Raw genomic sequence first — 24686 nt, 5'->3', positions numbered from 1 at the left:
GAAGCACTACGATGACCGCAATACGCCAGGCCGTGCGATGACCGAGTCCGTTTCCGCTTCTTCCGTCGCGGCGCCGTCGTTCGACGACGTGCTCGCGTTCGTGCGCGAGCGGGCCGGCGACGCGCGCCTGTCGTCGGGCGAGCTGCTCGCCGACCACTCGGCCGGCACCGCGTCGATCATGCGCACGCTGAACGTCGATCCGCACGCGATGCAGGCGGCCGCGCTGTTCGTGCTGACGCCGCATCTGAGCGATCCCGAGCGCGAGCTGACCGAACGGTTCGGCGAAGAGGTCGCGCGGCTCGTGGCCGACGTGCGCAAGCTGCTGCGGCTCGGCACCGTGAGCCTGCGCGCCGCGCAGAACGCGATGCCCGACGCCGGGCGCGACGCCGCGCAGGAGCGGCGCACGCAGATCGAGGCGCTGCGCAAGATGCTGCTCGCGTTCGCGCAGGACATTCGCGTCGTGCTGATTCGGCTCGCGTCGCGGCTGCAGTCGCTGCGCTACTACGCGGCGGCGAAGCTCGATCCGCCGCCCGACGTCGCGCGCGAGACGCTCGAGATCTATGCGCCGCTCGCGAACCGTCTCGGCATCTGGCAGCTGAAGTGGGAGCTCGAGGATCTCGCGTTCCGCTTCGAGGATCCGGTCACCTACAAGCGCATCGCGAAGCTGCTCGACGAGAAGCGCGTCGAGCGCGAGGCATACGTCGCGCAGGCGATCGAGCGGCTGCAGCACGAGCTGGCGGAGGCGCACATCCCCGCCGACGTGAGCGGGCGGCCGAAGCACATCTACAGCATCTGGCGCAAGATGCGCGGCAAGGAGCTCGACTTCTCCGAGCTGTACGACGTGCGCGCGTTCCGCGTGATCGTGCCCGACATCAAGGATTGCTACGCGGTACTCGGCATCGTCCACCACCTGTGGCAGCCGGTGCCGAAGGAATTCGACGACTACATCTCGCGGCCGAAGCCCAACGGCTACAAGTCGCTGCATACGGTCGTGATCGGCGACGACGGCCGCGCATTCGAAGTGCAGATCCGCACGCAGGAAATGCACCGCTTCGCCGAGTACGGCGTCGCCGCGCACTGGCGCTACAAGGAGGCGGGCGCGCGCGGCTACGGCGGCCAGTTCTCGGCGAGCGACAAGTACGACGAGAAGATCGCGTGGCTGCGCCAGTTGCTCGCGTGGAAGGACGATGTCGAGGATGGCGCCGAAGTGTCGGGCGACCAGGCGTGGGCGCAATTGCGCGAAACCTCTCTCGACGACGACCACATCTACGTGCTGACGCCGCAGGCGCGCGTGATCGCGCTGCCGCAGGGCGCGACGCCGGTCGATTTCGCGTATCACCTGCACAGCGAGCTCGGCCATCGCTGCCGCGGCGCGCGTGTCGACGGCGTGATGGTGCCGCTGAACACGCCGCTCGCGAACGGCCAGACGGTCGAGATCGTCGCCGTCAAGGAGGGCGGCCCGTCGCGCGACTGGCTGAACCTGCAGCTCGGTTACCTGAAGAGTTCGCGTGCGCGGCAGAAGGTGCGCGCGTGGTTCAACTCGATCGAGCAGGAAGAGAACATCGCGCATGGCCGCGCGCTCGTCGAAAAGACGCTGCAGCGGGAGGGCAAGACGTCGGTCAACTTGGACCACCTCGCGGCGAAGCTCGGCTTCAAGTCGCCCGAGGAACTGTTCTCGGTGGTCGGCAAGGAAGAATTCAGCCTGCGCAACGTCGAGCAGGCGCTGTCCGATGCGCCGCCGCCTGAACAGGCGCCCGAGGCGCCGGCCGATTTCGAGAAGCGCAGCAGCGGGGCGAGCGTCGCACACGGCGCGTCGACCGGCGTGCTCGTGGTCGGCGTCGATGCGCTGCTCACCCAACTTGCACGCTGCTGCCGTCCGGCGCCGCCGGACCCGATCAGCGGCTTCGTCACGCGCGGCAAGGGGATGTCGATCCATCGCAGCGACTGCCCGACGTTCCGGCGGATGGCCGAGCGCGCGCCGGAGCGCGTGCTGCAGACGACCTGGTCGGCCGACGTGCTCGGCGGGCGCGGCATGTCCGTGTATCCGGTCGACCTGATGATCGAGGCGACCGACCGGCAGGGGTTGCTGCGCGACATCTCCGAAGTGTTCGCGCGGGAGAAGATGAACGTGGTCGGCGTGAAGACGCAGAGTCGCCGCAATGCGGCGTTCATGCAGTTCACGGTCGAGGTGTCGAATTCGGCGCAGGTTCAGCGCGCGTGCACGCTGCTCGGCGAAGTGCAGGGCGTCGTGCGGGCCGGGCGAAAGGGATGACGCGGCCGCTGTAACGGGGCCGGAACATCGTCGTTTTGCTGCGACCGCATAAAAACACTTGCCAAGTGAGCGGCCGCTCCATATAATCTTAGCTTCACTAGGCTCGTAGCTCAGCTGGTTAGAGCACCACCTTGACATGGTGGGGGTCGTTGGTTCGAGTCCAATCGAGCCTACCAACGAATTGAGAATGCCCGGTTTCCGGGTGTTCGATGCAGTAAATAACTCAACGCGAACAAGGCGAATACGGTTATGACACCGCGAACGTTGACTGAAACCTTTTCGGAGCGACGCTAGTCGAGGAACGTTTTCGCCCTTTCAGTTTGAGTGAAGTATCGAATGCGGCCTCTCGAAAGCGGGGCCGCATTTTTTTTGTCGCGAAATTTTCGCGCGTGACTTTGATATCGCGTGCTTGGTTTGCCGCCCACTGTCGGCATCACGGAGATTGCCATGGTTTCGATACGCTTGCCTGACGGCTCAGTTCGACAATACGAGCATCCGGTGACAGTTGCCGAGGTTGCGGCCTCGATCGGTCCCGGCCTCGCAAAGGCTGCGCTTGGCGGCAAGCTCGACGGCGAGCTCGTCGACACGTCCACGGTCATCGATCGCGATGCATCGCTCGCGATCGTCACCGACAAGGACGCCGACGGTCTCGACATCATCCGTCACTCGACCGCGCACTTGCTCGCCTATGCGGTGAAGGAACTGTATCCGGATGCGCAGGTGACGATCGGCCCGGTGATCGACAACGGCTTCTACTACGACTTTTCGTACAACCGTCCGTTTACGCCGGAAGATCTGGAAAAGATCGAAAAGCGCATGCAGGAACTGGCGAAGAAGGACGAGCCGGTCACGCGCCGCGTCGTGTCGCGCGACGAGGCGGCCGGCTATTTCCGCAGCATCGGCGAGAAGTACAAGGCCGAGATCATCGAATCGATTCCGCAAAGCGACGAAATCAAGCTGTACTCGCACGGCGGTTTCACCGATCTGTGCCGCGGCCCGCACGTGCCGTCGACGGGCAAGCTGAAGGTCTTCAAGCTGATGAAGGTCGCGGGCGCGTACTGGCGCGGCGACTCGAAGAACGAGCAGTTGCAGCGCATCTACGGCACGGCCTGGACGAAGAAGGAAGATCAGGACCAGTACCTGCACATGCTGGAGGAAGCGGAAAAACGCGACCACCGCAAGCTCGGCAAGCAGCTCGACCTGTTCCACATGCAGGAAGAGTCGCCGGGCATGGTGTTCTGGCATCCGAAGGGCTGGGCGTTGTGGCAGCAGGTCGAGCAGTACATGCGCCGCCGCGTGAACGAAGCCGGCTACCTCGAGATCAAGACGCCGATGATCATGGACCGCTCGCTGTGGGAAGCATCGGGCCACTGGCAGAACTACCGCGAGAACATGTTCACGACGGAGTCGGAGAAGCGCGACTACGCGATCAAGCCGATGAACTGTCCGGGGCACGTCCAGGTGTTCAAGCACGGCCTGCGCTCGTACCGCGACCTGCCGCTGCGCTACGCGGAATTCGGTTCGTGCCATCGCAACGAGGCATCGGGCGCGCTGCACGGGCTGATGCGCGTGCGCGGCTTCGTGCAGGACGATGCGCACATCTTCTGTACGGAAGAGCAGTTCATCGCCGAGTCGATCGCATTCAATACGCTGGCGATGAGCGTGTACAAGGATTTCGGGTTCGAGCACATCGACATCAAGCTGTCGCTGCGCCCCGAGCAGCGCGCGGGCACCGACGAAACGTGGGATCGCGCCGAGCAGGGCCTGCGCGATGCGCTCACGGCGTGCGGCCTGTCCTGGGAAGAGCTGCCGGGCGAGGGTGCGTTCTATGGTCCGAAGATCGAGTACCACATCAAGGATGCGCTGGGCCGCTCGTGGCAGTGCGGCACGCTGCAGCTCGACATGGTGCTGCCGGAGCGCCTCGGCGCCGAGTACGTCGCGGAGGACAACAGCCGCCGCCGGCCGGTGATGCTGCACCGTGCGATCGTCGGTTCGATGGAGCGATTCCTCGGCATTCTGATCGAGCACCATGCCGGCGCGATGCCGGCCTGGCTCGCGCCGTACCAGGCAATTGTGCTCAATATCGCCGAAAGTCAGGCCGAATATGCACAATCTCTGGCCCAAACGTTGCAAAAACAAGGGGTTAGAGTGGCGGCCGATTTGCGCAACGAGAAGATTAGCTATAAAATACGCGAGCACACGCTGGAAAAGGTGCCTTATCTCCTCGTCGTGGGCGATAAGGAGCGTGATGCGCAAACGGTAGCCGTGCGTGCCCGTGGCGGCGTCGATCTTGGCGTTATGCCGGTCGAAGCCTTCGTTGAGCGTCTGCAGGAAGACCTGCGCTCGTTCAAGTAACCGCCCTGGCAGCGCGGCTCGTTTTTTTAATTTTTAGAGGAAACGTAACATCGCTACTGATAAGTCGTCGCATCGCATCAACGGTGAAATCACTGCGCCGGAAGTGCGTCTGGTCGGGATCGAGAACGAACCGCTCGGTATCGTAAAACTCGCTGATGCTTTCCGTAAATCGGAAGAGCTTGACGTTGACCTGGTGGAAATCGCGCCGCAGGCCGTTCCGCCGGTCTGCCGTCTGATGGACTACGGCAAGTTCAAGTATCAGGAGTCCAAGAAGCAGCACGAAGCCAAGCTGAAGCAGAAGGTCATCCAGGTGAAGGAAGTCAAGTTCCGCCCGGGTACCGATGACGGTGACTACAACGTCAAGCTTCGCAACCTCGTGCGCTTCCTCGAAGAGGGCGACAAGACGAAGATCACGTTGCGTTTCCGCGGCCGCGAAATGGCTCACCAGGAGATCGGCATGCGGATGCTCGAGCGTCTGCGCACGGATCTCGAGGAAGTCGGTCAGGTCGAGCAGATGCCGAAGATGGAAGGGCGCCAGATGATCATGGTGCTCTCGCCGAAGAAAAAGAAGTAACGGGCCCGCGCGCTGGTCGCGCAGGTTCGACAGTGGTTCGGCGCGCGGCCCGGTCAGGGCGGCGCGCCAACAATGACGGCGGCTGCGCAAGCGGTTCGCCGTACACAAGTGGACTGGGTTTCGAAGGGCGGGTCAAGGGCGCAAGCCAACCGCACACCCATCGCCATCTAATAAACTGGAGTTGTTCGTCATGCCTAAGATGAAGACCAAGAAGAGTGCTGCAAAGCGCTTCGTGGTGCGTCCGGGCGGTACCGTCAAGCGCGGTCAAGCCTTCAAGCGCCACATCCTGACCAAGAAAACCACGAAGAACAAGCGTCACCTGCGCGGCGCAACGGCAGTTCATGATTCCGATCTGAACTCCGTCCGCGCGATGCTGCCGTTCGCGTAACCCCTCAACTGATACTCTAAGGAGAGAAACATGCCTCGAGTCAAACGTGGGGTAACCGCACGGGCCCGTCACAAGAAGATCATCAACCTGGCCAAGGGTTATCGCGGCCGCCGCAATAACGTCTACCGCATCGCCAAGCAGGCGGTGATGCGCGCTGGTCAGTACGCGTACCGCGATCGCCGCAACAAGAAGCGTGTGTTCCGCGCACTGTGGATCACGCGTATCAACGCGGCAGTTCGCCAGCACGACATGACCTACAGCGTGTTCATCAACGGCCTGAAGAAGGCGTCGATCGAACTCGACCGTAAGGTGCTGGCCGACATGGCGGTGTTCGACAAGGCTGCTTTTGCTGCGATCGTCAAGCAGGTGAAAGCCGCCGTTGCAGCCTAATTGCGAAATTAGCACTGCGTGGTTAGTTGCAGCGAAGTTCCGGTAGTTTCGGCCGCTGCAGCGAAAACGGGGCTCTTCCGAGCCCCTTTTTTGTTTGGTGGGCAAATTCGCTCGCCAAGACCGAATGACGTTGGAAATGATGGGATCTATGGATCTGGACCAGATTGTCGCCGACGCGCAGCAGTCCTTCGAACAGGCTGCCGACATCACCACGCTCGAAAACGAGAAAGCACGATTTCTCGGCAAGTCGGGTGCGCTGACCGAGTTGCTCAAGGGCCTCGGCAAGCTCGATCCCGAAGCACGCAAGACCGAAGGCGCACGCATCAACGTCGCGAAGCAGCAGGTTGAAGCCGCGCTGACCGCACGTCGCCAGGCGCTCGCCGACGCACTGTTGAACCAGCGTCTCGCCGCGGAGGCGATCGACGTCACGCTGCCGGGCCGCGGCGCCGGTACGGGCAGCCTGCACCCGGTGATGCGCACGTGGGAGCGCGTCGAACAGATTTTCCGCTCGATCGGCTTCGACGTGGCCGACGGTCCCGAAATCGAGACGGACTGGTACAACTTCACGTCGCTGAACAGCCCGGAGAACCATCCGGCGCGTTCGATGCAGGACACCTTCTACGTCGAAGGCAAGGACGCCGACGGCCGCCAGCTGCTGCTGCGCACGCACACGAGCCCGATGCAGGTGCGTTACGCGCGCATGAATCGCCCGCCGATCAAGGTCATCGCGCCGGGCCGCACGTATCGCGTCGACAGCGATGCGACGCACTCGCCGATGTTCAATCAGGTCGAGGGGCTGTGGATCGACGAGAACATCAGCTTCGCGGATCTCAAAGGCGTCTATACCGATTTCCTGAAGAAATTCTTCGAGCGCGACGACATCCTCGTGCGCTTCCGTCCGTCGTATTTCCCGTTCACGGAACCGTCGGCCGAGATCGACATGATGTTCGAGCACGGCAAGAACGCCGGCAAATGGCTCGAGATCTCCGGCTCGGGGCAGGTGCATCCGACCGTGATCCGCAACATGGGCCTCGATCCCGAGCGCTACATCGGCTTCGCGTTCGGCAGCGGCCTAGAGCGTCTGACGATGCTGCGCTACGGCGTGCAGGATCTCCGGCTGTTCTTCGAGAACGACCTGCGTTTCCTGCGCCAGTTCGCATAACGCACGCGCCGCGCCGACATGTGCCCGCGCATGCCCCGCCGCACGATCAAGGGGCCCGGGCGTCGATCTAACCTGTTTCGAACGTAGACATCCATGCAATTCCCTGAATCCTGGTTGAGAACCTTTGTCGACCCGCAGCTGACGACCGACGAGCTGTCGCACGCGCTGACGATGGCGGGGCTCGAAGTCGAATCGCTGAGCAAGGCCGCACCGCCGACGTCGAAGATCGTCGTCGGCCGCGTGCTCGAAGTCGTCAAGCATCCGGATGCGGACAAGCTCAATGTCTGCCAGGTCGACGCCGGCACCGGCGCGACGCTGAACATCGTGTGCGGCGCGCCGAACGTCGCGCCGGGCATCAAGGTGCCGGTCGCACTGGTCGGCGCGGAACTGCCGCCGGCGGAAGAGGGCGGCAAGCCGTTCGCGATCAAGCTGTCGAAGCTGCGCGGCGTGGAGAGCCAGGGGATGCTGTGCTCGGCGCGCGAGCTGAAGCTGTCGGAAGACCACAGCGGCCTGCTGATCCTGCCGGAAGATACGCCGGTCGGCCAGGACATCCGCGACACGCTCAATCTCGACGACACGATCTTCGAAATCAAGCTGACGCCGAACAAGGCAGACTGCCTGTCGGTGTTCGGCATCGCGCGCGAGACGGCCGCGATCACCGGCGCGCCGCTGACGCCGGTCGACATCCGTCCGGTGCGCGTCGAACTCGACGAAAAGCTGCCGGTGCGCATCGCCGCGCCCGATCTGTGCGGCCGCTTCTCCGGCCGCGTGATCCGCGGCGTGAACGCACGCGCGAAGACGCCGCAATGGATGGTCGAGCGCCTCGAACGCGCGGGCCAGCGCAGCGTGTCGGCGCTCGTCGACATCTCGAACTACGTGATGTTCGAGCTCGGCCGACCGTCGCACGTGTTCGACCTGGACAAGATCCACGGCGGCATCGAGGTGCGCTGGGGCAAGCGCGGCGAGTCGCTTAAGCTGCTGAACGGCAATACGGTCGAACTCGACGAAACGGTCGGCGTGATCGCGGACGACCGTCAGGTCGAAAGCCTCGCGGGCATCATGGGCGGCGACAGCACGGCCGTCACGCTCGATACGACCAACATCTATCTGGAAGCCGCGTTCTGGTGGCCGGACAGCATCCGCGGCCGCGCACGCAAGTACAACTTCTCGACCGATGCGGCGCATCGCTTCGAGCGCGGCGTCGACTACGCGACGACCGTCGAGCACGTCGAGCGCATCACGCAGCTGATCCTCGATATCTGCGGCGGCAAGGCCGGCCCGGTCGACGATCAGGCGGTGAACCTGCCGCAGCGCGCGCCGGTGAAGATGCGTGTGTCGCGCGCGAACCGCATCATAGGCGTGAAGATCGACGCCGACGAGATCGCGAACATCTTCACGCGCCTCGGCCTGCCGTTCGAGCGTGACGATGACGCATTCCTGGTCACGCCGCCGTCGCACCGCTTCGACATCGAGATCGAGGAAGATCTGATCGAGGAAGTCGCGCGTATTTACGGCTTCGAGAAGATCCCGGCGCGTCCGCCCGTCGCGACGAGCGAGATGCGCGCGACCAACGAGACGCAGCGTTCGATCCACGACATCCGTCATGCACTCGCGGCGCGCGACTATGCGGAAACGGTCAACTTCAGCTTCGTCGATGCGGAGTGGGAGCGCGATTTCGCCGGCAACGACAAGCCGATCCGCCTGCTTAACCCGATCGCGAGCCAGCTGTCGGTGATGCGCACGACGCTGTTCGGCAGCCTGATCTCGGTGTTGCGCCACAACCTGAATCGCCGCGCGGATCGCGTGCGCGTGTTCGAGGCCGGCCGCGTGTTTCTCGCCGATCCGGCGGTCAAGGCCGGCGAGCTGACCGTCGAAGGCTATACGCAGCCGAAGCGCGTCGGCGCGCTCGCGTACGGCCCGGCGGTCGACGAGCAGTGGGGTGTGGCAACGCGCGCGGTCGATTTCTTCGACGTGAAGGGCGATCTCGAGGCGCTGCTCGCGCCGGCTGCCGCGCGCTTCGTGAAGGCAGTCCATCCGGCCCTCCATCCTGGCCGCAGTGCACGCATCGAGGTCGACGGCCGGGCGGTGGGCTGGATCGGCGAATTGCACCCGCGCCTGATGCAGAAGTACGAGCTGCCGCACGCACCGGTGATGTTCGAAATCGACGCGGACGCTCTGATCGCGCGTGCGCTGCCGGCGCCGACCGACGTGTCGAAATTCCCGCCGGTCCGGCGCGATATCGCCGTCGTTGTCGATCAGGCGGTCGAGGTTCAGGCACTTTTCGACGAAATGAAGAAGGCGCTGGCCGACGACGCGTGCCGATTCGTTCAGAAGGTTGTACTCTTCGACGAATTTCGTGCAAAATCAAATACTTCCGGTGGTCTTGCCGCGCACGAGAAGAGCCTGGCGTTCCGCGTGACGCTGCAGGACGCGGCTGGCACGCTACAGGACGAGGTCGTCGACCAGGCGATCCAGACGCTGGTCGAGCGGATGGCTCGTGCCGGTGCGCGCCTGCGCGGCTAAGGAGAGGGGCCGCCTGTTCGCGGGCGGCTTTTTCCCCTCGTAAGTTTTGGTTTAACGCGCTGTATGGCAGATATGAACGACATGACCTCGAGTGAATTCGAAGCCCTCCTGACGGCGCAACGCAGCGCCATGAACCGCGACGCTTCGGCGCCGGCGTCCGCCGAGACACCGACGCTGACGAAAGCGGAACTGGCGGAGCTGCTGTTCGACAGCGTCGGGCTGAACAAGCGTGAAGCGAAGGACATGGTCGAGGCGTTCTTCGAAGTGATCCGCGACGCGCTCGAAAACGGTGAAAGCGTCAAGCTGTCGGGATTCGGCAACTTCCAGCTGCGCGACAAGCCGCAGCGTCCGGGCCGCAATCCGAAGACGGGCGAGGCGATTCCGATCGCGGCGCGCCGGGTCGTAACCTTCCACGCGAGCCAGAAACTGAAGGCGCTGGTCGAAAACGGCGCGGAGTAACGCCCGCGCGCCGACGTCTCCGCGCGGCCGCCGCGCACCCTTTACCGACGGTTAACCGACGATGACCACCACGGTTGAGAAAGTCGTCTTGCCTCCGATTCCCGCGAAGCGCTACTTCACGATCGGCGAAGTCAGCGAACTGTGCGGGGTCAAGCCGCACGTGCTGCGTTACTGGGAACAGGAATTCACCCAGTTGCGGCCGGTGAAGCGGCGCGGCAATCGCCGGTATTACCAGCATCACGAAGTGCTGCTGATCCGGCGGATTCGCGAGTTGCTGTACGAACAGGGGTTCACGATCAACGGCGCGCGCAACCGGCTCGATTCGCCGGGCGGCGAACGCGCGGCAGCAGAGCCGGTCGAGCCCGGCATGCCGGCCGCCGACGCGCGGGGAGAGGGCAAATCGGGAGCGATGGTCGACGTCGTCGCGTTGCGGCAGGCGCTTCTCGACGTGATCGACGGACTCAAGCACGACTGAGACACGACCGAAACACCGCCGAGCGCGACGCTCGAATCAGTCCATGCCCGGTCGGCGTAGCGCCACCGGGCATTTTCATGTGCGCAGCGTGTCAGCGCGCCGCGAGCGGGTTCGGCTTGCCGATGTCGACGACGAGCGTGCCGTCCGGCAGCATCCGCACCGAGCCCTGCGCGACCTGGCGGCGGTAGTCGTACAGATCGAAGCGCATCGTGCCGGCCTCGGCCGAGTTCCGGATCAATGCACGAACGTTCAGTTCGAGCACGTTGAACATCTTCATGTCGCCGCCTTCCATCCACATGTAGCTCGGCGCGTCGATCTGCGGCCGCTTGGGCACGGGTGCGTCGGCGGCGCGCCGGAACGTGAGGCGCAGCCCGTCACGCTCGACCGTTGCCTGGGCGAGCTTGCCGTTCAGCACCGGCGGCGGGAACACGGTGTACTGGTCGAGCACGAGCGTGTCGCCGCGGAGTTCGGCGCCGCGGCGCTGCAGCGGCGTCAGCGACGCGAGTTCGATGCCGAGCGAGCGCAGCAGCTTTGCCTGCGGGATGCCGAGCACCGACACCTGCGTCGGCTTGAACGCAAGGTGGCGATCGTCGAGCACCGACAGCGAGCCTTTCATGTCGGTCGGCAGCCACACGCCCGGCACGTGATTCCACAGCTTGATGCCGCCCTGTACGCGCAGGTCCTGGCCGTCCGCGCTCAACTGCAGGTCGTTCAGCGAGCGCGGCGAGTAGTCGAGCAGGTAGTCGTTGAAGAGCGCCGACATCGCCTTCCACGACTCGACGACCGACCCGCCGAGAATGCGGATGTCGTACTGGTTCGGATCGTCGAGGTCGACGGGTTCGCCCGGCCGCTTCGCGATCAGTTGCACGTCGAGGTCCTCGACATGGAACCCGATGTCGCCGGACAGGTTGAAGTCGACGTTGTGCAGATGGATCGTCGGATTGCGGTTCGATACGTGGCGCTCGTTGAACGGCGTCGTCGACGTGCGGCGCATTGCCACTTTCCGCATGCCGGGCTGCGGCGTGCCGGCCGCGAGCGCAAACGCTTCCCAGTGCTGGCGCGAGTCGCGCAGCGCGCTCTGCTGCGCGGCGAGGAAGCTGTCGTTCAGGCGGGCAGCCGCATTGCCGAGCGCGGCGCCGCTCGCCGGACCGGCATACGACGGCATCCGGATCGCCATCGCGCCGCTTTCGTCGAAATTGAAATAGCCGGCCGATACCTGATCGCGATAGTGATACAGGTCGAACACGAAATTCTGGTCGCGCTTCGCCGGATCGGCGGGGCCGATCAGGATGTCGGCGTTCATCGGCATCGAGCGCATGAACTTCACGTCGCCGCCGCGGATGTACATCGCCTGTTGCGGCGCGTTCGCGGGCATCGCGAAGCCTGCGTGCGAGCCGTCGTCGAGCGTCAGGTCGAGGCCAGCCGGCGTCACGCGCAGCGCGGCGATCCGGATCTTCAGCCGCGGCGGCGGCATCAGCTTGTCGACCGACATCACGAGATCGTCGCCGGCGAGCCGCGCGATCGGCGTTTCGATCTTCAGCAGATCGGCCATCTTCACGTTGGCCGCGCGCATCACCGGCTGTGCATTGATGCCGGACACGCGCACGCCGGTCGGATGGAACACGAGCTGGGTGCCGTCGCGGATCGCGAGCGTGCCGGTCAGCGAGAACGGCACCCAGCCGTCGCGCTGCATTTCGCCTTGCAGATGGATCACGCCGTCGCCGGCCGACACGGCGAGCTTGCGCAGCGGCGCGTTGCGATAACCGAAGATGTAGGTGTTGAAGAGCGCGGTCAGCTTTGCGTTGTCGAGCGTGACCGTGCCTTCGTGCACGTCGATTTCGAAGCTCGTCGGATCGTCGAATACGACCGGCGCGCCGGGCTGAGTCGGCAGCAGCGTCGCGGACAGCTGGTGAATGAAGAAGCCAAGGCTGCCGACGATGCGGAAATCGACGTCGCGCAGGAACGTCATCGCGCCGTTCTGGCCCGAGTCGCGCAGCGTGAACGGCCGCGGCTGGGTGAGCGTGACCGACGCGAGGGACGGCACGGTGCGCGCGATCTGCTGCTCGCGGGCGAGGCGTTCCGCTTTCGTGCGTTCGATCCGGGTCGATGCGGCCGATGCATTGCCGTCGCGCTGCGCGGCCGGTTCTGCGCAACCGGCGCAGAGCAGCGCGAGCGCAAGCGCAGCGCAGACGAGCGCACGGGAGGTGTCGCGTGAAGCGAGGTCGGCCGCGCGTTGCGGGCCGGATGTTCCGTCGAGAATTGCCAAAGGCGTGCGATGGCCGCGCCGGACCGCATTCCGCATCGTCTGTCTCCATGTCTTGTCGTGATCGACGCGGCGCTCGGCTGATGCGGGGCACGGGCGTCGATGCCGTGCAGTGTGTCATAGCGCGCTAGAGCGGCGTAACCAAACAGCCGGCGATGGACCGGAGCGGCGCGGCGCGCGGCCGGACAACGGATTGGCGGGGGCAGGGCGGCCGGATCAAACGGGTGTTTGGTTTTGGGGCGAGGCGGGCGGCGTGCCGTGCGCGATGCCGTATCGGTCAGTGTGTGCCGGACGATGGGCGGGCGCGTCGATCGCGCGACAGGAAGCACACGATAGCGACCCGCGACGCAACGGCCATCGTCCTTTTCGATTAGGACAGCCGCAAACGGCCGGCGCGATACGCGCAACATTGTCCGGCGCAGGCCCGGAGACGCGCGCCTCGTCGTTCGCACTGAACTCGCCGCGTCGCCAGAATTTACGCGGGAAGATTCACAAAATGCATGCGACCCGTTCTAAAGCGGCCAACTGTCTGTTATAATTTTTTTCTTTCGGGGCGTAGCGCAGCCTGGTAGCGTACCTGCATGGGGTGCAGGTGGTCGGAGGTTCAAATCCTCTCGCCCCGACCAGATAGGAACCCGCGTCAGTTCAAGCTGACGCGGGTTTTTTCTTGCCCGTCGCTTTTTTGCACATCGCGGCGCGGCCCCGGTAAAATGCAAGGTTGATCCACGGAAAGCGCCGTGATTTAGCGGAAGAGGATTCCCCGAACATGACTGATCTTCGTCTTACCATGCGGTTCGCTGCAGTGCTGGCAACCGGTGCGCTCGTCGCCGGTTGCGGTACGTCGTCGCCCACGAAAGTGGACTACAAGAGCGATTCGAAATCGAAGGAAGCGTCGCTCGCAGTGCCGCCCAACATGCTCGACGAGACGGCCGATCAGCGTTCGCTGCCGCCGCAGGGCGGCGCGACTTCCCTGTCCGCGCTTCAGCAGGTCCAGCAGGCGGCGCCGTCGACGGACACCGTCGCGCCCGCGGTGGCCGGCATGCACATCCAGCGCGACGGCACCGAGAGCTGGCTCGTGATCGACGGTAAGAAGCCCGCCGACATTTGGCCGCAGGTTCGTCGTTTCTGGCAGGAGCAGGGTTTTCTGCTCGTCGTCGACCAGCGCGACAAGGGCGTGATGGAAACCGACTGGAACGAAACGCACCCGCAGATCAACGACGGCCTGATCCGCAGCGTGATCTCGAAGGCGATGGGCAATTCGTATGTGACGGCCGAGCGCAACAAGTACCGCACGCGTCTCGACGCCGCGCCGAACGGCGGCACCTACGTGTTCATCAGCCAGAAGGGCATGCGCGAGGCGCTCACCGGCGCCAGCAACGATTCGAGCAAGTGGGAAGCGAAGCCGAACGATCCGGCGCTCGAAACCGAATACCTGAAGCGCTTGATGGCGGTGCTCGCACAGAACGAGCAGCGCGCGAAGAACGGCGAGCCGCCGATCGCCAACATCAAGGACAACGCGGTGCCGAAGGACAAGAAGGCCGATACGGACGCGTCGAAGGCTGCCGCCGCGGCAATCGCCGCACAGAACGTCGCTCGCACGTCGTCGCAAGCGAACGACGTCGACGCCGCTTCGGTGCCGTCCGAAGTCACGCTCGGCGAGCCGTACGATCGTTCGTGGCTGCACGTCGGCCTCGCGCTCGATCGCGCGAACTTCACGGTCGACGATCGCGATCGCACGAAGGGCCTGTATTTCGTGCGTTATGTCGATCCGAAGGATTTGAGCGCGGCCGAGCAGGGCTTCTGGAGCCAACTGTTCCACGGCAAGAAGGAAAAGCAGGCGAAGCAGTATCGCGTCAACGTCAAGGCGCTGACGCCCGACCAGACGCGCGTCGCGGTCGTCGACGATTCCGGTGCGATCGATACGTCGTCGCCGGCTCGTCAGATCATGGGGCTGCTCGTGAATCAGCTGCGCTGATCGGGCAACGATCCCGCTCTTCGAAAAACCCGCCTCCCGGCGGGTTTTTTTTCGATCGCGCTGAGGCGCGTCTGTCTGTGCGCGGCGTTCGGCTTCTTCGCGTGACGTTACGTAACATCCGCGCGTTACGGCGGCCAACCCGGTGTTACATCGTCGTGACCGAGAAAAATATCCTTATGAATCAATGGGGTGCCATCGGAAATGCGATTGGCACGCAAACTGCTTTATAAGTTGGAATCGTTGGACAGGGAGGATGGCGCGAGATCTCGGGCGGGCGTCGCGAGCGCCCCGATCAACGGTATCCGCGTCTTCAAATGCCGGCGCAGCAAGTGCCGGCGCAACCGATGACGATCCGCGAGATGCGCGGATCTCGATGGCCCCGTCGCCTATCCTCGTAGGGCGACGGTTTCGCCCGCGCTTCTTCTGAAGCGCGGGCAATTTTTTTTGGCCCACCATGCGGCGGCGTGCCGGTCTGGCCGTGCCGTAGTCGGGATTCGTTCAGGATGAAGACGTCGCGAACGGCGGAAATCACGGTCGTCGTGCAAGCGATGTTGCGCGCCGCGACGGTGACTCACGAGACAACGGCGGAGCGGATCGGGCGCTGCGGAGTCGCGCGCTGACGAAGCGTTGTATGCGACGAGAATGCGGCCGCGCGCAATGCCGGCCGCCGTGGCGCGTCAGTGCGACGCGCTCGGAACGTCGAGAATCAGGATGATCGTCCAGTCGGCATCGCCATCGTGGTGATACTGGCGTTCGGCGACGATGAACGGTTGCTGCTTGCCTTGCGGGCCGAGGAAAAGCACGTCGCCCTCCATCGGCAGGCACTCGATCGGGGGCAGCGCGAGGAAGGCGTCGTCCGAGCCGCGCGGCATCAGTTGCTTGATCTTGCGAGTGGCCGCGTCGGTCCACTCGATGTCGAGTTGAATATTGCTCATGCTGTCCTCCGCACCGGGGTGCGCACGGGTGGAAAATTTCGGTGCGCGACTTTAGCACAGCGCGCAGGCGCCGCAACCAAAAAAGCCGAACCCGGTTGCCCGGATTCGGCTTTTCGCGTGTGCGGTGCCGCCGAACTTACTGGCTGGCAGCTTCTGCCGGCGCGGCCTTGGCTTTCTTGCCGGCCTTCTTCGCTGCCTTGTGGTGGGCAGCCTTCTTGCCGTGGTGGTGCTCTTCCTGAGCAGCCGGCTGTGCAGCCTCGGCCGCTTGCTGCTGTTGCAGTGCCTGTGCGCGCTGCTCGATCTCGGCGATCTTCGCCGGATCGGTGATGGTCTGGATTTGCGTGCTCTCTTGCGCATACGCTGCGCCAGTCAGCGCCGACATCGCGACCAGAATAGCCAGGGACGTCTTCTTCATTGCTTTACCTCCGCTAAGTGGTGATGAACCCGAATGTTGCCGTTTTGTCTGGCGACTGCAATCGAGTGCGTGTCGAGTGTAACAAAAGTGACGGATCAATGTGCACCGGAACGTGGCGCGGCGCAAGCCCCCGTTGAAGTCGCGCAACACTTCGCGCATCCGGTCATGCGCTTGCCATCCGGGGCGGTGCCGCCGTTTCGCTTCGCGCCCCGGCGCCGCATTCAGAACCAGCCGAGCCGTCGATAGACGTGGAACTGTGCGATGCCGATCAGTTCATGCAATGCCTGGTTGGCATCCGCGAGGTTATGCCAGCGCGGCAGCCAGCCCGTTTGCGCCCGCCGGCGGTTCGCGTAGACGGGCTGCGGATCGATGCCGAAGCGGCGGAAATCGAGCAACGCGCGGCGCATCTGATACGACGATGTAATGAGAATGCGCGCGTCGTCATGTTGAGAGCGTAGTATAGACGCAGTGAATTTCGCATTTTCGTAGGTGGTACGGCTGTTCGGCTCCAGAATCAGGTCGCCGGGATCGACGCCTTCGGCAATCAGCCGGCGTCCATAGACGGCCGCTTCGGTGTCGCCGTGATGCTGCGGGTCGCCGCCCGACATCACGACGGTGCAGCGGATGGCCTGCTGGCGGCACGTGCGATACAGCTCGGCGGTCTTGCGAATGCGCGCTTGTCCGTCGCGCGGCGGCTGCAAGCCGGCATCGGTACGTCGCGTGCCGGTGCCGATGATGATCAGCGTGGTATGCCCGCGCATGTCGGGGCGCTCGACCGGTGTGACGCCCGCTTCGGTCCATGCGAGAAGCGGAGCGGCGAGCCAGCCCGTCGCGATCAGCCAGAACAGCGCGACGCCGGCAGTCGCGACGAGCCGCCGTCGCTTGCGGCAGAGCATGAAACAGATGAAGAGAAGTACAAATGAATCGAACAGAATCAATTTGATTGGGGTATGGTGTCTTTTTATGGACGGCTGACGATCCGGCCCTGACGCGACGCCGAACGTCGGCCTCCAGAATCGGTGGCGGTATCGGCGGGTGGAGCTCCCGCCCGGCGCGCTGCTTCGCATTGTCGCTGCACTTTAAGAAAGAATCGAGATGGCCACGTATTCCAACGAAGCGGTGCTCGACGCATTGAGACGAGTGCAGTACCGCCAGGTACCGTGGGCGCGCCGCCCGGGCGTGTTCGAGTATCTCCGGTCACTAGGGCTGATGGACACGGTCAGGCAGAAGACTGTCGCTCCCGCACCGGGTTTCCACGCGCCGGTCGATATCGCAGTGCTGACCGATAACGGCCGAGCCGAATGTGCGCGCCTCGAGCGCGACGAAAAGCTCCTGTCGTGGACCGATCGCCGCATGGACGACTACGTGTTGAGCGAAGCGAGCGCCGTGGCGATTCTCGAAAGCCGCCTGTAGCGGCGGTACACTTCCGTCCTCGCGCGTCGCCGCCGGCGACGCCAAAAAAAAGCCCGTATCGCGAGGATACGGGCGTACCGGATACTTTTGCTGTTGCCACGCTGTGCTCATGGCAACGATGTGACTCGCCCCATGCCGGGCAGTTCCCGCATCCGGGAATTTTCTTTGGCGAAACCCTTCGGACTGCCGGACTATGGATGACGCGGGAGGCTCGGCGACTGCGAGCCGATTCGCGCGCGCGCATTGCTTGCGATGTCGCCGCGCAAGTCGCCGCGCGGCACGGTCTGTCGACTGGATGGCGCGGCAGGCTGTTGCTGGCGAAGCGTGTTGCGGTGATCCTGCTGGCGGTGAGGAGGCTTCACGCGATCGTCGGCGTGGGCGGGAGCGGTCAGCGCCAGTGAACAGACAATGCCGCATGCGACGAGCAGTGACATTGTTTTCATGGCGGGGCTCCCTTCAAGCCTCGGCGCGGCTTGTTGATATGCCGCTAAGGTAAGCGCGGGAGTGCAGGGTTGCTGTAAATAATAGTAAATAGATGTATCGCGGCACGACAGCTGTAATCGGCGGTGGCGCGAGGGGCGTGCGAAAGACGGGCGCCGAAAGAAACCGGGCGGCCGAAGCCGCCCGAACCAGCACGCGTTAAGCCATCTTCACAGGGGCGCGCCAGGATTCCGGATTGGTCCAGAACGCGCCGCGCAGCCGGTCGCGACTCGGCGGCGCAGGCGGCTTTGCCGCGCTGGCGCCGATGCGCCCGCGCAGCGAGATTTGGCGGCCGCTCGTACCGAGTCGCTTGACGATTTCGGCGAGCGTGCCGTCTGCCTGCCATTCGTCGAAGCGACGACGGCAGGTCGGCGGTGACGGATAGCGGCCCGGCAGCTTCGACCAGCCTTCACCCGTCGACAGTACCCACAGCACGGCGTTGACCACCGCGCGGGCCTCCACTCGGGGCCGGCCGCGCCGTTCGCTCCGTGCGGGTTCCGAGCAAAACAGACCCTCGACCAGCGCCCACTCGTTATCTCTCAAATCGTCGAACAGCATCATGTCCTCACCTCAGCGAAGCTAACTCCGGTGCGCTGCCCTGCGCCGCGCACTCTTCAGGCACTCGAGCGTCGAGTGCCGGGTGGGGGCGCCCGGTTGGCCGGCAGCGGCCTTTCTGCCTTCCGTCCGACGGAACCTGCGCCCTGTGCGTCAGGTAATGCACGAAGCGTGCCACGTCGGAGGCGATTCCCTTGAGAGCCGCTTGGCAGCGGGCTAACGGCTAAGTCAGCTAGGGGCGTATAAGACGCCAAAATAACCCGCCAGCAAATCAGGACAATCACCAATCTTGTGCAGTCCGCCCGCACCGCGTGCGTTTGCGTCGATATTGCACCGCAGCGAAACATGGCTGTCCGGTGCCGGATTCGCGCATCGAACCCGAATTCGCCCATTAGAATTGCGCATCGATACCGACAATTGATGAGGTGGGCGGATGAACGTTACGCTGCGCCAGCTTCGCGTATTCATCGAGGTCGCGCGGCTGCGGAGTTTCAGTCGCGCGGGCGACGAAATCGGCCTCACGCAGTCCGCGGTCAGCCGTTGCGTGCGCGAACTCGAGGCCGAGCTCGGGCTGAAGCTGATCGACCGGACGACCCGCGACGTACAGTTGACCGACGCCGGGGGTAATCTGATCGCGAGCGTGTCACGCCTGATCGACGATCTCGACGACACGCTGCGCGAGATTCGCGAGATCGGCGAACAGCGGCGCGGGCGCGTGATCGTCGCCGCGAGTCCGACCATCGCGTGCCGGCTGATGCCGCGTGTCGTCGCGTCGTGCGAGCGTCAGTTCCCGTTCGTCACGCTCGGTTTGCGCGACGACGTGCAGAGTGACGTGCTGCGCAAGGTGAAGTCGAGCGAGGTCGATTTCGGCGTCGTGATCGGGCCCCTCGCCGTGGCCGATCTCGTCTGCGAACCGTTGATGACCGACTCGTTCTGCCTGGTCGCGCGCGCCGATCATCCGCTCGCGGCGCGCGCCGACGTGCCGTGGACGGCGCTCGACGGCGAGCGCCTCGTGCTGCTCGATCATGCATCCGGAAGCCGGCCGCTGATCGATGCCGCGCTGGCCGCCCATCGTGTCAACGCGACCGTCATGCAGGAACTCGGCCATTCGGCGACGGTGTTCGGGCTCGTCGAGGCGGGCGTCGGCGTGAGCGTGCAGCCGTGGCTGTCGCTGCCGTTGCCGGCCGGGTCGACGCTGGTCGCGCGGCCGTTGACGCCTCGCACCGAGCGCACCGTCGAGCTGGTGCGTCGCCGCGACCGGTCGCTGTCGCCCGCCGCGCAGGCGATCTGGGAGCTCGTGCAGCAGATGCCCGCGCGAGCCGAGGATCTCGACTGAGCGCGCTGATCACGCCCGTGCGCCGGTACACTACGCGGATCGTGTTCCTCGATGGCGGTTCTCGATGGCGGATTTCGCGGATGCCGGCCCGGCGACGGGCGTGCCGGCGGCACGCAGCGCGGTGCATGCGCTGCGTCCGTCGCTGATCAGGGAAGTGGCGAACGCAGGCCTGGATGTGCCGGACGTGCTGCCGTTCTGGTTCGGCGAATCCGACCGCGTGACGCCGGCGTTCATTCGCGACGCGGCTGCGGCAGCGCTGCGTGACGGCGCCACCTTCTATACGCACAACCTCGGCACGGCGCCGCTGCGCGACGCACTGGCGGCTTACGTGAGCGCGCGGCACGGCGCGACGGCGGCCGATACGATCGCCGTCACTAGTTCGGGCGTGAGCGCGCTGATGCTGGCCGCGCAATTGCTGGTCGGATCGGGCGACCGCGTCGTCGCGGTCACGCCGCTCTGGCCCAACCTCGTCGAAATCCCGAAGATCCTCGGCGCGCAGGTCGAATGCGTGCCGCTCGGCTATGGCGAAGCGGGCTGGCAGCTCGACGTCGGACGGCTGCTCGCGGCGCTGACGCCCGGCACGCGGATGCTGTTCGTCAACTCGCCGAACAACCCGACCGGCTGGACGATGTCGCGAGACGACCAGCGGGCCGTACTCGCTCATTGCCGGCGTCACGGCATCTGGCTGGTGGCCGACGAGGTGTACGAGCGGCTCGCCGAACGGCGCGCCGAATGGCTCGAGTTTGGTGCAGGCGGCGCGCCGTCGTTCCTCGACATCGCGTCGCGCGACGAGCGGGTGATCGTCGTGAACTCGTTCTCGAAGGCATGGGCGATGACGGGCTGGCGGCTCGGTTGGCTGGTCGCGCCGGCGACGGTCATGGACGATCTGTCGAAGCTGGTCGAATACAACACGTCGTGTGCGCCGGCTTTCGTCCAGGCGGCGGGTGAAGTCGCGCTGCGCGAAGGCGAGCCGTTCGTGCAGTCGTTCGTCACGGCGCTGTGCGGCGCGCGCGACCATCTGGTCGCCGCGCTGCGGACCTTGCCCGGCGTCGAGGTTCAGCCTCCGCCGGGCGCGATGTACGTGTTCCTGCGCTTGCCGGGTGCGGACGACAGCCTGTCGTTTTGCAAGATGCTCGTGCGCGACGCGGGCCTCGGGCTTGCACCGGGGCGCGCGTTCGGTCCGGAAGGAGAACGGTTCGTGCGCTGGTGCTACGCGTGCGATCCGGCGCGGCTCGATGCGGGCGTCGAGCGGCTGCGGGCGTTTCTTGCGCGCCGCGCGGCGTTGCGCTGAAGCGGGGGTGGAACGGGCGCGCCGGTGCGCGATGGCCATTCGGCTCATCTTTACGCACCGGGCAATTTTGCGTAATATGGCGCTCAGTCACGCGGTTCCGCCGTTGAGCCGTGCTGTTCCGTCCGGTTTGGGCCTGGCTTGAAGTTGGTTCGCCGCCCCCGGTTCGTGCTCCCATCAATATGACCGATCAGAATCGGGCGAGCGCGTCTTCCGTTCCTTTCGTCTGTTTGTTGATCCGGTTCGTTTGACCACAGGGTCTGGCCTAGCTGCATGAATACCCAAGAGGCGAAGATCGTCCTCGAGACTGCTTTGATCTGTGCGCAGGAACCGCTGAAGCTCGGCGATTTGCGCAAGCTCTTTGCCGACGGCGTGTCGGCTGACACGGTCCGCACGTTGCTCGAAGATCTGAAACAGGATTGGTCCGGCCGCGGCGTCGAACTGGTGGCGCTGGCAACTGGATGGCGCTTTCAGAGCAAGCCGGCGATGCGCCATTATCTGGATCGGCTGCATCCCGAGAAGCCGCCGAAATATTCGCGCGCGGTGCTCGAAACGCTCGCGATCATTGCGTATCGGCAACCCGTCACGCGCGGCGACATCGAAGAGATCCGCGGCGTCACGGTGAATACGCAGGTGGTCAAGCAGCTCGAGGACCGCGGCTGGATCGAGGTGATCGGGCATCGCGACGTGCCGGGGCGCCCGGCGCTGTATGCGACGACCAAGCAGTTCCTCGACGATCTGGGCCTGAAGGCGCTCGACGATCTGCCCGCGCTCGAGGAGCCCGCCGCGAACATCGAGGCCGCGCTGCTCGCGCAACAGGCGATGGATTTCGACGGTGATGCGCCGGCGGCGGAAGACGCCCGGGATGCCGGCGAACCAGCGGCGGGCGAACCGCAGCCGCAGCCCGGCGAATTGCAGGGCGATGACGCGACGGGCATCGCGCCGACGCAAGAAATACCGAACCGCGATACGCTGGAACGTGATCGCGTTCAAACCGAACAGGGCGGCGCCGAAGCAGCGCCGGCCGGCGGGCAGCCCGAGCCGCTGCGCGCGGAATGGAACGAGGAAGATCGCAAGCCGGCCGCCGACGCGGTTGCCGGAGACGGAGCGGAAGCGGCCGGCGACATGCCGGACGAGGCTGGCCAGGCCGACGCCTCGCGCTCCCGTCCCGCCGGCGGCGAGATGCTGGACGATACGTCCGACAGTCTCGCCGACGCCGTACGCAGTGCCAGCGCGCCCATCGGCGCCGATGCGCTGCCGGACGACGAAGCAGAACCCGAACAGCGCCGCGCCTGATCGCGGCCGACTTCTTGCCGCGCCCGCGCCGGGCGCGAGACCTGACATTTTGAGGTTGTTTTGACAGATATCCACGATATTGAATCGTCCGCGCCTGCCGTGCAGGCCGCGCGTGCCGACGATGCGCCGGAGCAGGACGCTCCGGCCGCGGGTGGTGACGAGCGTCCCCGCCGCGGCCTGCGGCGCGGTCCGCGCAGCCTGATCGCGCGGCGTCGCGCGGCGGCCAAGTCGAAGGGCGCCGATGGCGAGCCGCAGGGCGGCGAAGGCGCGGATGCGCAGCCGGCCGAGGCCGCCGAAGCACGGCCTGCACGCGCGCCGCGCAAGGAAGGCGCTCCCAAGGGCGGCCGCAAGCCGGCCGGCAAGCGCGAAGGCGCGGCCAAGGGTGCGCAGGGCGGACAAGGCGGCCAGGGGCGGCGCAGCGGTTCGGCGAAGGCGGACGGCGATGCGGCATCGCAGGACGATCTGTTCGCCTACGTGACGTCTCCGGCATTCGACGCAGACAACTCGGCGGGCGGCAGCGGCGTGCGTGCGCCGATGCTGCGCCGCGGGCGCAGCCAGCCGGCGAACAAGCGCGTGCTGTCGCCGGACGACGATGCGCCGAAGCTGCACAAGGTGCTCGCTGAAGCGGGCATGGGCTCGCGCCGCGAAATGGAAGAGCTGATCGTCGCCGGCCGCGTGTCGGTGAACGGTGAGCCGGCGCACATCGGCCAGCGGATCATGCCGACCGACCAGGTCCGCATCAACGGCAAGCCGGTCAAGCGCAAGCTGCCGAACAAGCCGCCGCGCGTGTTGCTGTACCACAAGCCGACGGGCGAAATCGTCAGCCACGCGGATCCGGAAGGCCGTCCGTCGGTGTTCGACCGTCTGCCGCCGATGAAGACGGCGAAATGGCTCGCGGTCGGCCGCCTCGACTTCAATACCGAAGGTCTGCTGATGCTGACGACGTCGGGCGATCTCGCGAACCGCTTCATGCACCCGCGCTACAGCGTCGAGCGCGAGTACGCGGTGCGTGTCGTCGGCGAACTGTCCGAAGGGATGCGGCAGAAACTGCTGCATGGCGTCGAGCTGGATGACGGTCCCGCGAACTTCCTGCGCATCCGCGACGGTGGCGGCGAAGGCACGAACCACTGGTACCACGTCGCGCTGGCCGAAGGCCGCAACCGCGAAGTGCGCCGGATGTTCGAGGCGGCCGGCCTGATGGTGAGCCGCCTGATCCGCACGCGCCATGGCCCGATCGCGCTGCCGCGCGGCCTGAAGCGCGGCCGCTGGGAAGAGCTCGACGAGGCGCAGGTGCGCAAGCTGATGGCGACCGTCGGCCTGAAGGCGCCGTCCGAAGAGAAGGGCAAGCGCGGTGGTGCCGGACAAAGCGAGCGCCGCCAGCCGGATCCGATGCAGACGTCGATGGGCTTCATCAGCCGCGAGCCGGTGCTGACCACGCACGGCCAGCTCGACCAGCCGCGTCGCGGCGGCGGCCGCCGGGGCGGCGCGGGGCTGCCGGGCCTGAGCGGCTACGGCAGCTTGCCGGTTTCGCCGTCGGGCTACGGCAATCGTTCGGGCGGCGGGCGCGACGTCGACGGCAATCGCGCGTCGTATGGTGCCGGTCCGAAGCGTGAAGGCGCGGGCGGCGGCAAGCGCGGTGGCAGCAAGGGCGGCAACCGCAACCCGAACGGCAATCGCGCCGACGGCGGCGGCAACGGCGGCCCGCGCGGCGGCCAGCGTCCGCAGCGCAATCGCGCCCGCGGCCGCTGAGCATTCGGGTATCCGGCGGCGTGGCGCCGCCGGTGTGCCGGCGAAATCGGCATCGGTTGGGTTGCGCCGGCGCCTCGCATCGCGCTGTTTGCTTTTGACTGGAGATATCGCGTTGCCGGATGGGGTTGCGCTCGCGGACCGTCCGGTTTCGCATTTTTGGTCGGTAAAGGCCGGATGACCGCTGCTTTTACCGGCTGGCTTGGCGTTTGCGCCAAAAATCGCTATAATCGCGGAGTCGCTGGGCGTACGGATTCAATGTGCGGCTCAGGTGCGACCACCAGTAAGAAGATGGGCGTTCCGCCCATTTTTTTTTGCTGAAACGGTTAGGCATCTCGGGTAGCGCTTCCTGCGCCGGCTAAGGCGCGCGCCCGCGGGTGAATCGC

The 24686-nt window shown here is 65.3% G+C and carries 20 protein-coding genes, 2 tRNA genes and 1 pseudogene; 17 read left to right on the top strand and 6 right to left on the bottom strand.

Annotated elements, in window-relative coordinates:
* Positions 1 to 37 precede the first annotated feature (37 nt).
* The 10 genes from BSE24067_RS07940 (at position 38) to BSE24067_RS07895 (ending at position 10598) form a co-directional block, all read left to right on the top strand.
* A complete protein-coding gene (locus BSE24067_RS07940; RefSeq protein WP_151064298.1) occupies positions 38 to 2272 on the top strand; it encodes a RelA/SpoT family protein in 2235 nt (744 codons plus the stop codon).
* A 99-nt stretch (positions 2273 to 2371) separates the two neighbouring features.
* A tRNA-Val gene (locus BSE24067_RS07935) sits at positions 2372 to 2448 on the top strand.
* Positions 2449 to 2719: 271 nt separating this feature from the next.
* The gene (gene thrS, locus BSE24067_RS07930; RefSeq protein ID WP_040144034.1) at positions 2720 to 4627 is read left to right on the top strand and encodes a threonine--tRNA ligase; all 1908 of its coding nucleotides are present in this window, start codon (positions 2720 to 2722) and stop codon (positions 4625 to 4627) included.
* A gap of 49 nt (positions 4628 to 4676) precedes the next feature.
* Positions 4677 to 5201, top strand: a complete 525-nt coding sequence (gene infC / locus BSE24067_RS07925) for a translation initiation factor IF-3 (protein WP_071734130.1) — start codon at positions 4677 to 4679, stop codon at positions 5199 to 5201.
* 190 nt (positions 5202 to 5391) lie between these two features.
* Positions 5392 to 5589, top strand: a complete 198-nt coding sequence (gene rpmI / locus BSE24067_RS07920; protein ID WP_004191477.1) for a 50S ribosomal protein L35 — start codon at positions 5392 to 5394, stop codon at positions 5587 to 5589.
* A gap of 30 nt (positions 5590 to 5619) precedes the next feature.
* Positions 5620 to 5979 carry a 50S ribosomal protein L20 gene (rplT, locus tag BSE24067_RS07915; protein ID WP_004192938.1) on the top strand — a complete coding sequence of 120 codons (360 nt, stop codon included), beginning with the start codon at positions 5620 to 5622 and terminating at the stop codon, positions 5977 to 5979.
* Positions 5980 to 6127: 148 nt separating this feature from the next.
* The gene (gene pheS / locus BSE24067_RS07910) at positions 6128 to 7141 is read left to right on the top strand and encodes a phenylalanine--tRNA ligase subunit alpha (RefSeq protein WP_059461919.1); all 1014 of its coding nucleotides are present in this window, start codon (positions 6128 to 6130) and stop codon (positions 7139 to 7141) included.
* 93 nt (positions 7142 to 7234) lie between these two features.
* The gene (gene pheT, locus BSE24067_RS07905; RefSeq protein WP_151064299.1) at positions 7235 to 9664 is read left to right on the top strand and encodes a phenylalanine--tRNA ligase subunit beta; all 2430 of its coding nucleotides are present in this window, start codon (positions 7235 to 7237) and stop codon (positions 9662 to 9664) included.
* Positions 9665 to 9736: 72 nt separating this feature from the next.
* Positions 9737 to 10123 carry an integration host factor subunit alpha gene (locus BSE24067_RS07900; protein WP_040144036.1) on the top strand — a complete coding sequence of 129 codons (387 nt, stop codon included), beginning with the start codon at positions 9737 to 9739 and terminating at the stop codon, positions 10121 to 10123.
* 61 nt (positions 10124 to 10184) lie between these two features.
* Positions 10185 to 10598 carry a MerR family transcriptional regulator gene (locus BSE24067_RS07895; RefSeq protein ID WP_151064300.1) on the top strand — a complete coding sequence of 138 codons (414 nt, stop codon included), beginning with the start codon at positions 10185 to 10187 and terminating at the stop codon, positions 10596 to 10598.
* 91 nt (positions 10599 to 10689) lie between these two features.
* On the opposite strand, the gene BSE24067_RS07890 is transcribed toward BSE24067_RS07895, so the two are convergent.
* On the bottom strand, positions 10690 to 12900 hold the full coding sequence (locus BSE24067_RS07890; protein WP_151064301.1) for a hypothetical protein: 2211 nt from the start codon (positions 12898 to 12900) through the stop codon (positions 10690 to 10692).
* A 510-nt stretch (positions 12901 to 13410) separates the two neighbouring features.
* Between BSE24067_RS07890 and BSE24067_RS07885 the strand changes: the two genes are divergently transcribed.
* Positions 13411 to 13487 (top strand) — tRNA-Pro (locus tag BSE24067_RS07885).
* 140 nt (positions 13488 to 13627) lie between these two features.
* Positions 13628 to 14836, top strand: a complete 1209-nt coding sequence (gene bamC / locus BSE24067_RS07880) for an outer membrane protein assembly factor BamC (RefSeq protein ID WP_151064302.1) — start codon at positions 13628 to 13630, stop codon at positions 14834 to 14836.
* A 677-nt stretch (positions 14837 to 15513) separates the two neighbouring features.
* Here bamC and BSE24067_RS07875 read toward each other — a convergent pair.
* The 3 genes from BSE24067_RS07875 to BSE24067_RS07865 all read right to left on the bottom strand — a co-directional run bounded on the left by BSE24067_RS07875 (position 15514) and on the right by BSE24067_RS07865 (position 17124).
* The gene (locus tag BSE24067_RS07875; protein ID WP_009691224.1) at positions 15514 to 15771 is read right to left on the bottom strand and encodes a hypothetical protein; all 258 of its coding nucleotides are present in this window, start codon (positions 15769 to 15771) and stop codon (positions 15514 to 15516) included.
* A 136-nt stretch (positions 15772 to 15907) separates the two neighbouring features.
* On the bottom strand, positions 15908 to 16186 hold the full coding sequence (locus tag BSE24067_RS07870) for a hypothetical protein (RefSeq protein ID WP_151064303.1): 279 nt from the start codon (positions 16184 to 16186) through the stop codon (positions 15908 to 15910).
* A 221-nt stretch (positions 16187 to 16407) separates the two neighbouring features.
* Entirely contained in the window at positions 16408 to 17124 is a 717-nt protein-coding gene (locus BSE24067_RS07865; RefSeq protein ID WP_151064338.1) for a YdcF family protein, read from the bottom strand.
* A 157-nt stretch (positions 17125 to 17281) separates the two neighbouring features.
* Between BSE24067_RS07865 and BSE24067_RS07860 the strand changes: the two genes are divergently transcribed.
* Positions 17282 to 17599, top strand: a complete 318-nt coding sequence (locus BSE24067_RS07860) for a hypothetical protein (protein ID WP_040144041.1) — start codon at positions 17282 to 17284, stop codon at positions 17597 to 17599.
* Positions 17600 to 17790: 191 nt separating this feature from the next.
* On the opposite strand, the gene BSE24067_RS07855 is transcribed toward BSE24067_RS07860, so the two are convergent.
* Together BSE24067_RS07855 and BSE24067_RS07850 are read right to left on the bottom strand one after the other, a co-directional pair.
* Positions 17791 to 18042 (bottom strand): hypothetical protein, encoded by a 252-nt coding sequence (locus BSE24067_RS07855; protein ID WP_151064304.1) that lies wholly within the window; start codon positions 18040 to 18042, stop codon positions 17791 to 17793.
* Between the two features lie 199 nt (positions 18043 to 18241).
* Positions 18242 to 18637: pseudogene (locus tag BSE24067_RS07850) on the bottom strand (transposase); the annotation flags it as partial.
* 430 nt (positions 18638 to 19067) lie between these two features.
* Here BSE24067_RS07850 and BSE24067_RS07845 point away from each other — a divergent pair.
* The 4 genes from BSE24067_RS07845 (at position 19068) to rluB (ending at position 24303) form a co-directional block, all read left to right on the top strand.
* The gene (locus tag BSE24067_RS07845; RefSeq protein ID WP_151064305.1) at positions 19068 to 19970 is read left to right on the top strand and encodes a LysR family transcriptional regulator; all 903 of its coding nucleotides are present in this window, start codon (positions 19068 to 19070) and stop codon (positions 19968 to 19970) included.
* Between the two features lie 64 nt (positions 19971 to 20034).
* A complete protein-coding gene (locus BSE24067_RS07840; protein WP_151064306.1) occupies positions 20035 to 21261 on the top strand; it encodes a pyridoxal phosphate-dependent aminotransferase in 1227 nt (408 codons plus the stop codon).
* 270 nt (positions 21262 to 21531) lie between these two features.
* Positions 21532 to 22554, top strand: coding sequence for an SMC-Scp complex subunit ScpB (scpB, locus tag BSE24067_RS07835; protein WP_151064307.1), 1023 nt, complete (start codon positions 21532 to 21534; stop codon positions 22552 to 22554).
* A gap of 60 nt (positions 22555 to 22614) precedes the next feature.
* Positions 22615 to 24303 (top strand): 23S rRNA pseudouridine(2605) synthase RluB, encoded by a 1689-nt coding sequence (gene rluB / locus BSE24067_RS07830; RefSeq protein WP_151064308.1) that lies wholly within the window; start codon positions 22615 to 22617, stop codon positions 24301 to 24303.
* Positions 24304 to 24686 lie beyond the last annotated feature (383 nt).

The organism is Burkholderia latens, from assembly GCF_902499045.1.
GTDB classification, from domain to species: domain Bacteria; phylum Pseudomonadota; class Gammaproteobacteria; order Burkholderiales; family Burkholderiaceae; genus Burkholderia; species Burkholderia latens.
The sequence above is the reverse complement of the archived record's forward strand: the minus strand, read 5'-3'. Positions and strand labels throughout refer to the sequence as shown.

What these genes read in the sequence shown, in the direction of transcription:
- BSE24067_RS07940 (WP_151064298.1), top strand. Translation starts at nt 38, where the DNA reads ATGACCGAGTCCGTTTCCGCTTCTTCCGTCGCGGCGCCGTCGTTCGAC.
- thrS (WP_040144034.1), top strand. Translation starts at nt 2,720, where the DNA reads ATGGTTTCGATACGCTTGCCTGACGGCTCAGTTCGACAATACGAGCAT.
- rpmI (WP_004191477.1), top strand. Translation starts at nt 5,392, where the DNA reads ATGCCTAAGATGAAGACCAAGAAGAGTGCTGCAAAGCGCTTCGTGGTG.
- rplT (WP_004192938.1), top strand. Translation starts at nt 5,620, where the DNA reads ATGCCTCGAGTCAAACGTGGGGTAACCGCACGGGCCCGTCACAAGAAG.
- pheS (WP_059461919.1), top strand. Translation starts at nt 6,128, where the DNA reads ATGGATCTGGACCAGATTGTCGCCGACGCGCAGCAGTCCTTCGAACAG.
- pheT (WP_151064299.1), top strand. Translation starts at nt 7,235, where the DNA reads ATGCAATTCCCTGAATCCTGGTTGAGAACCTTTGTCGACCCGCAGCTG.
- BSE24067_RS07900 (WP_040144036.1), top strand. Translation starts at nt 9,737, where the DNA reads ATGAACGACATGACCTCGAGTGAATTCGAAGCCCTCCTGACGGCGCAA.
- BSE24067_RS07895 (WP_151064300.1), top strand. Translation starts at nt 10,185, where the DNA reads ATGACCACCACGGTTGAGAAAGTCGTCTTGCCTCCGATTCCCGCGAAG.
- BSE24067_RS07890 (WP_151064301.1), bottom strand. Translation starts at nt 12,900, where the DNA reads ATGCGGAATGCGGTCCGGCGCGGCCATCGCACGCCTTTGGCAATTCTC.
- bamC (WP_151064302.1), top strand. Translation starts at nt 13,628, where the DNA reads ATGACTGATCTTCGTCTTACCATGCGGTTCGCTGCAGTGCTGGCAACC.
- BSE24067_RS07875 (WP_009691224.1), bottom strand. Translation starts at nt 15,771, where the DNA reads ATGAGCAATATTCAACTCGACATCGAGTGGACCGACGCGGCCACTCGC.
- BSE24067_RS07870 (WP_151064303.1), bottom strand. Translation starts at nt 16,186, where the DNA reads ATGAAGAAGACGTCCCTGGCTATTCTGGTCGCGATGTCGGCGCTGACT.
- BSE24067_RS07860 (WP_040144041.1), top strand. Translation starts at nt 17,282, where the DNA reads ATGGCCACGTATTCCAACGAAGCGGTGCTCGACGCATTGAGACGAGTG.
- BSE24067_RS07855 (WP_151064304.1), bottom strand. Translation starts at nt 18,042, where the DNA reads ATGAAAACAATGTCACTGCTCGTCGCATGCGGCATTGTCTGTTCACTG.
- BSE24067_RS07845 (WP_151064305.1), top strand. Translation starts at nt 19,068, where the DNA reads ATGAACGTTACGCTGCGCCAGCTTCGCGTATTCATCGAGGTCGCGCGG.
- BSE24067_RS07840 (WP_151064306.1), top strand. Translation starts at nt 20,035, where the DNA reads ATGGCGGATTTCGCGGATGCCGGCCCGGCGACGGGCGTGCCGGCGGCA.
- scpB (WP_151064307.1), top strand. Translation starts at nt 21,532, where the DNA reads ATGAATACCCAAGAGGCGAAGATCGTCCTCGAGACTGCTTTGATCTGT.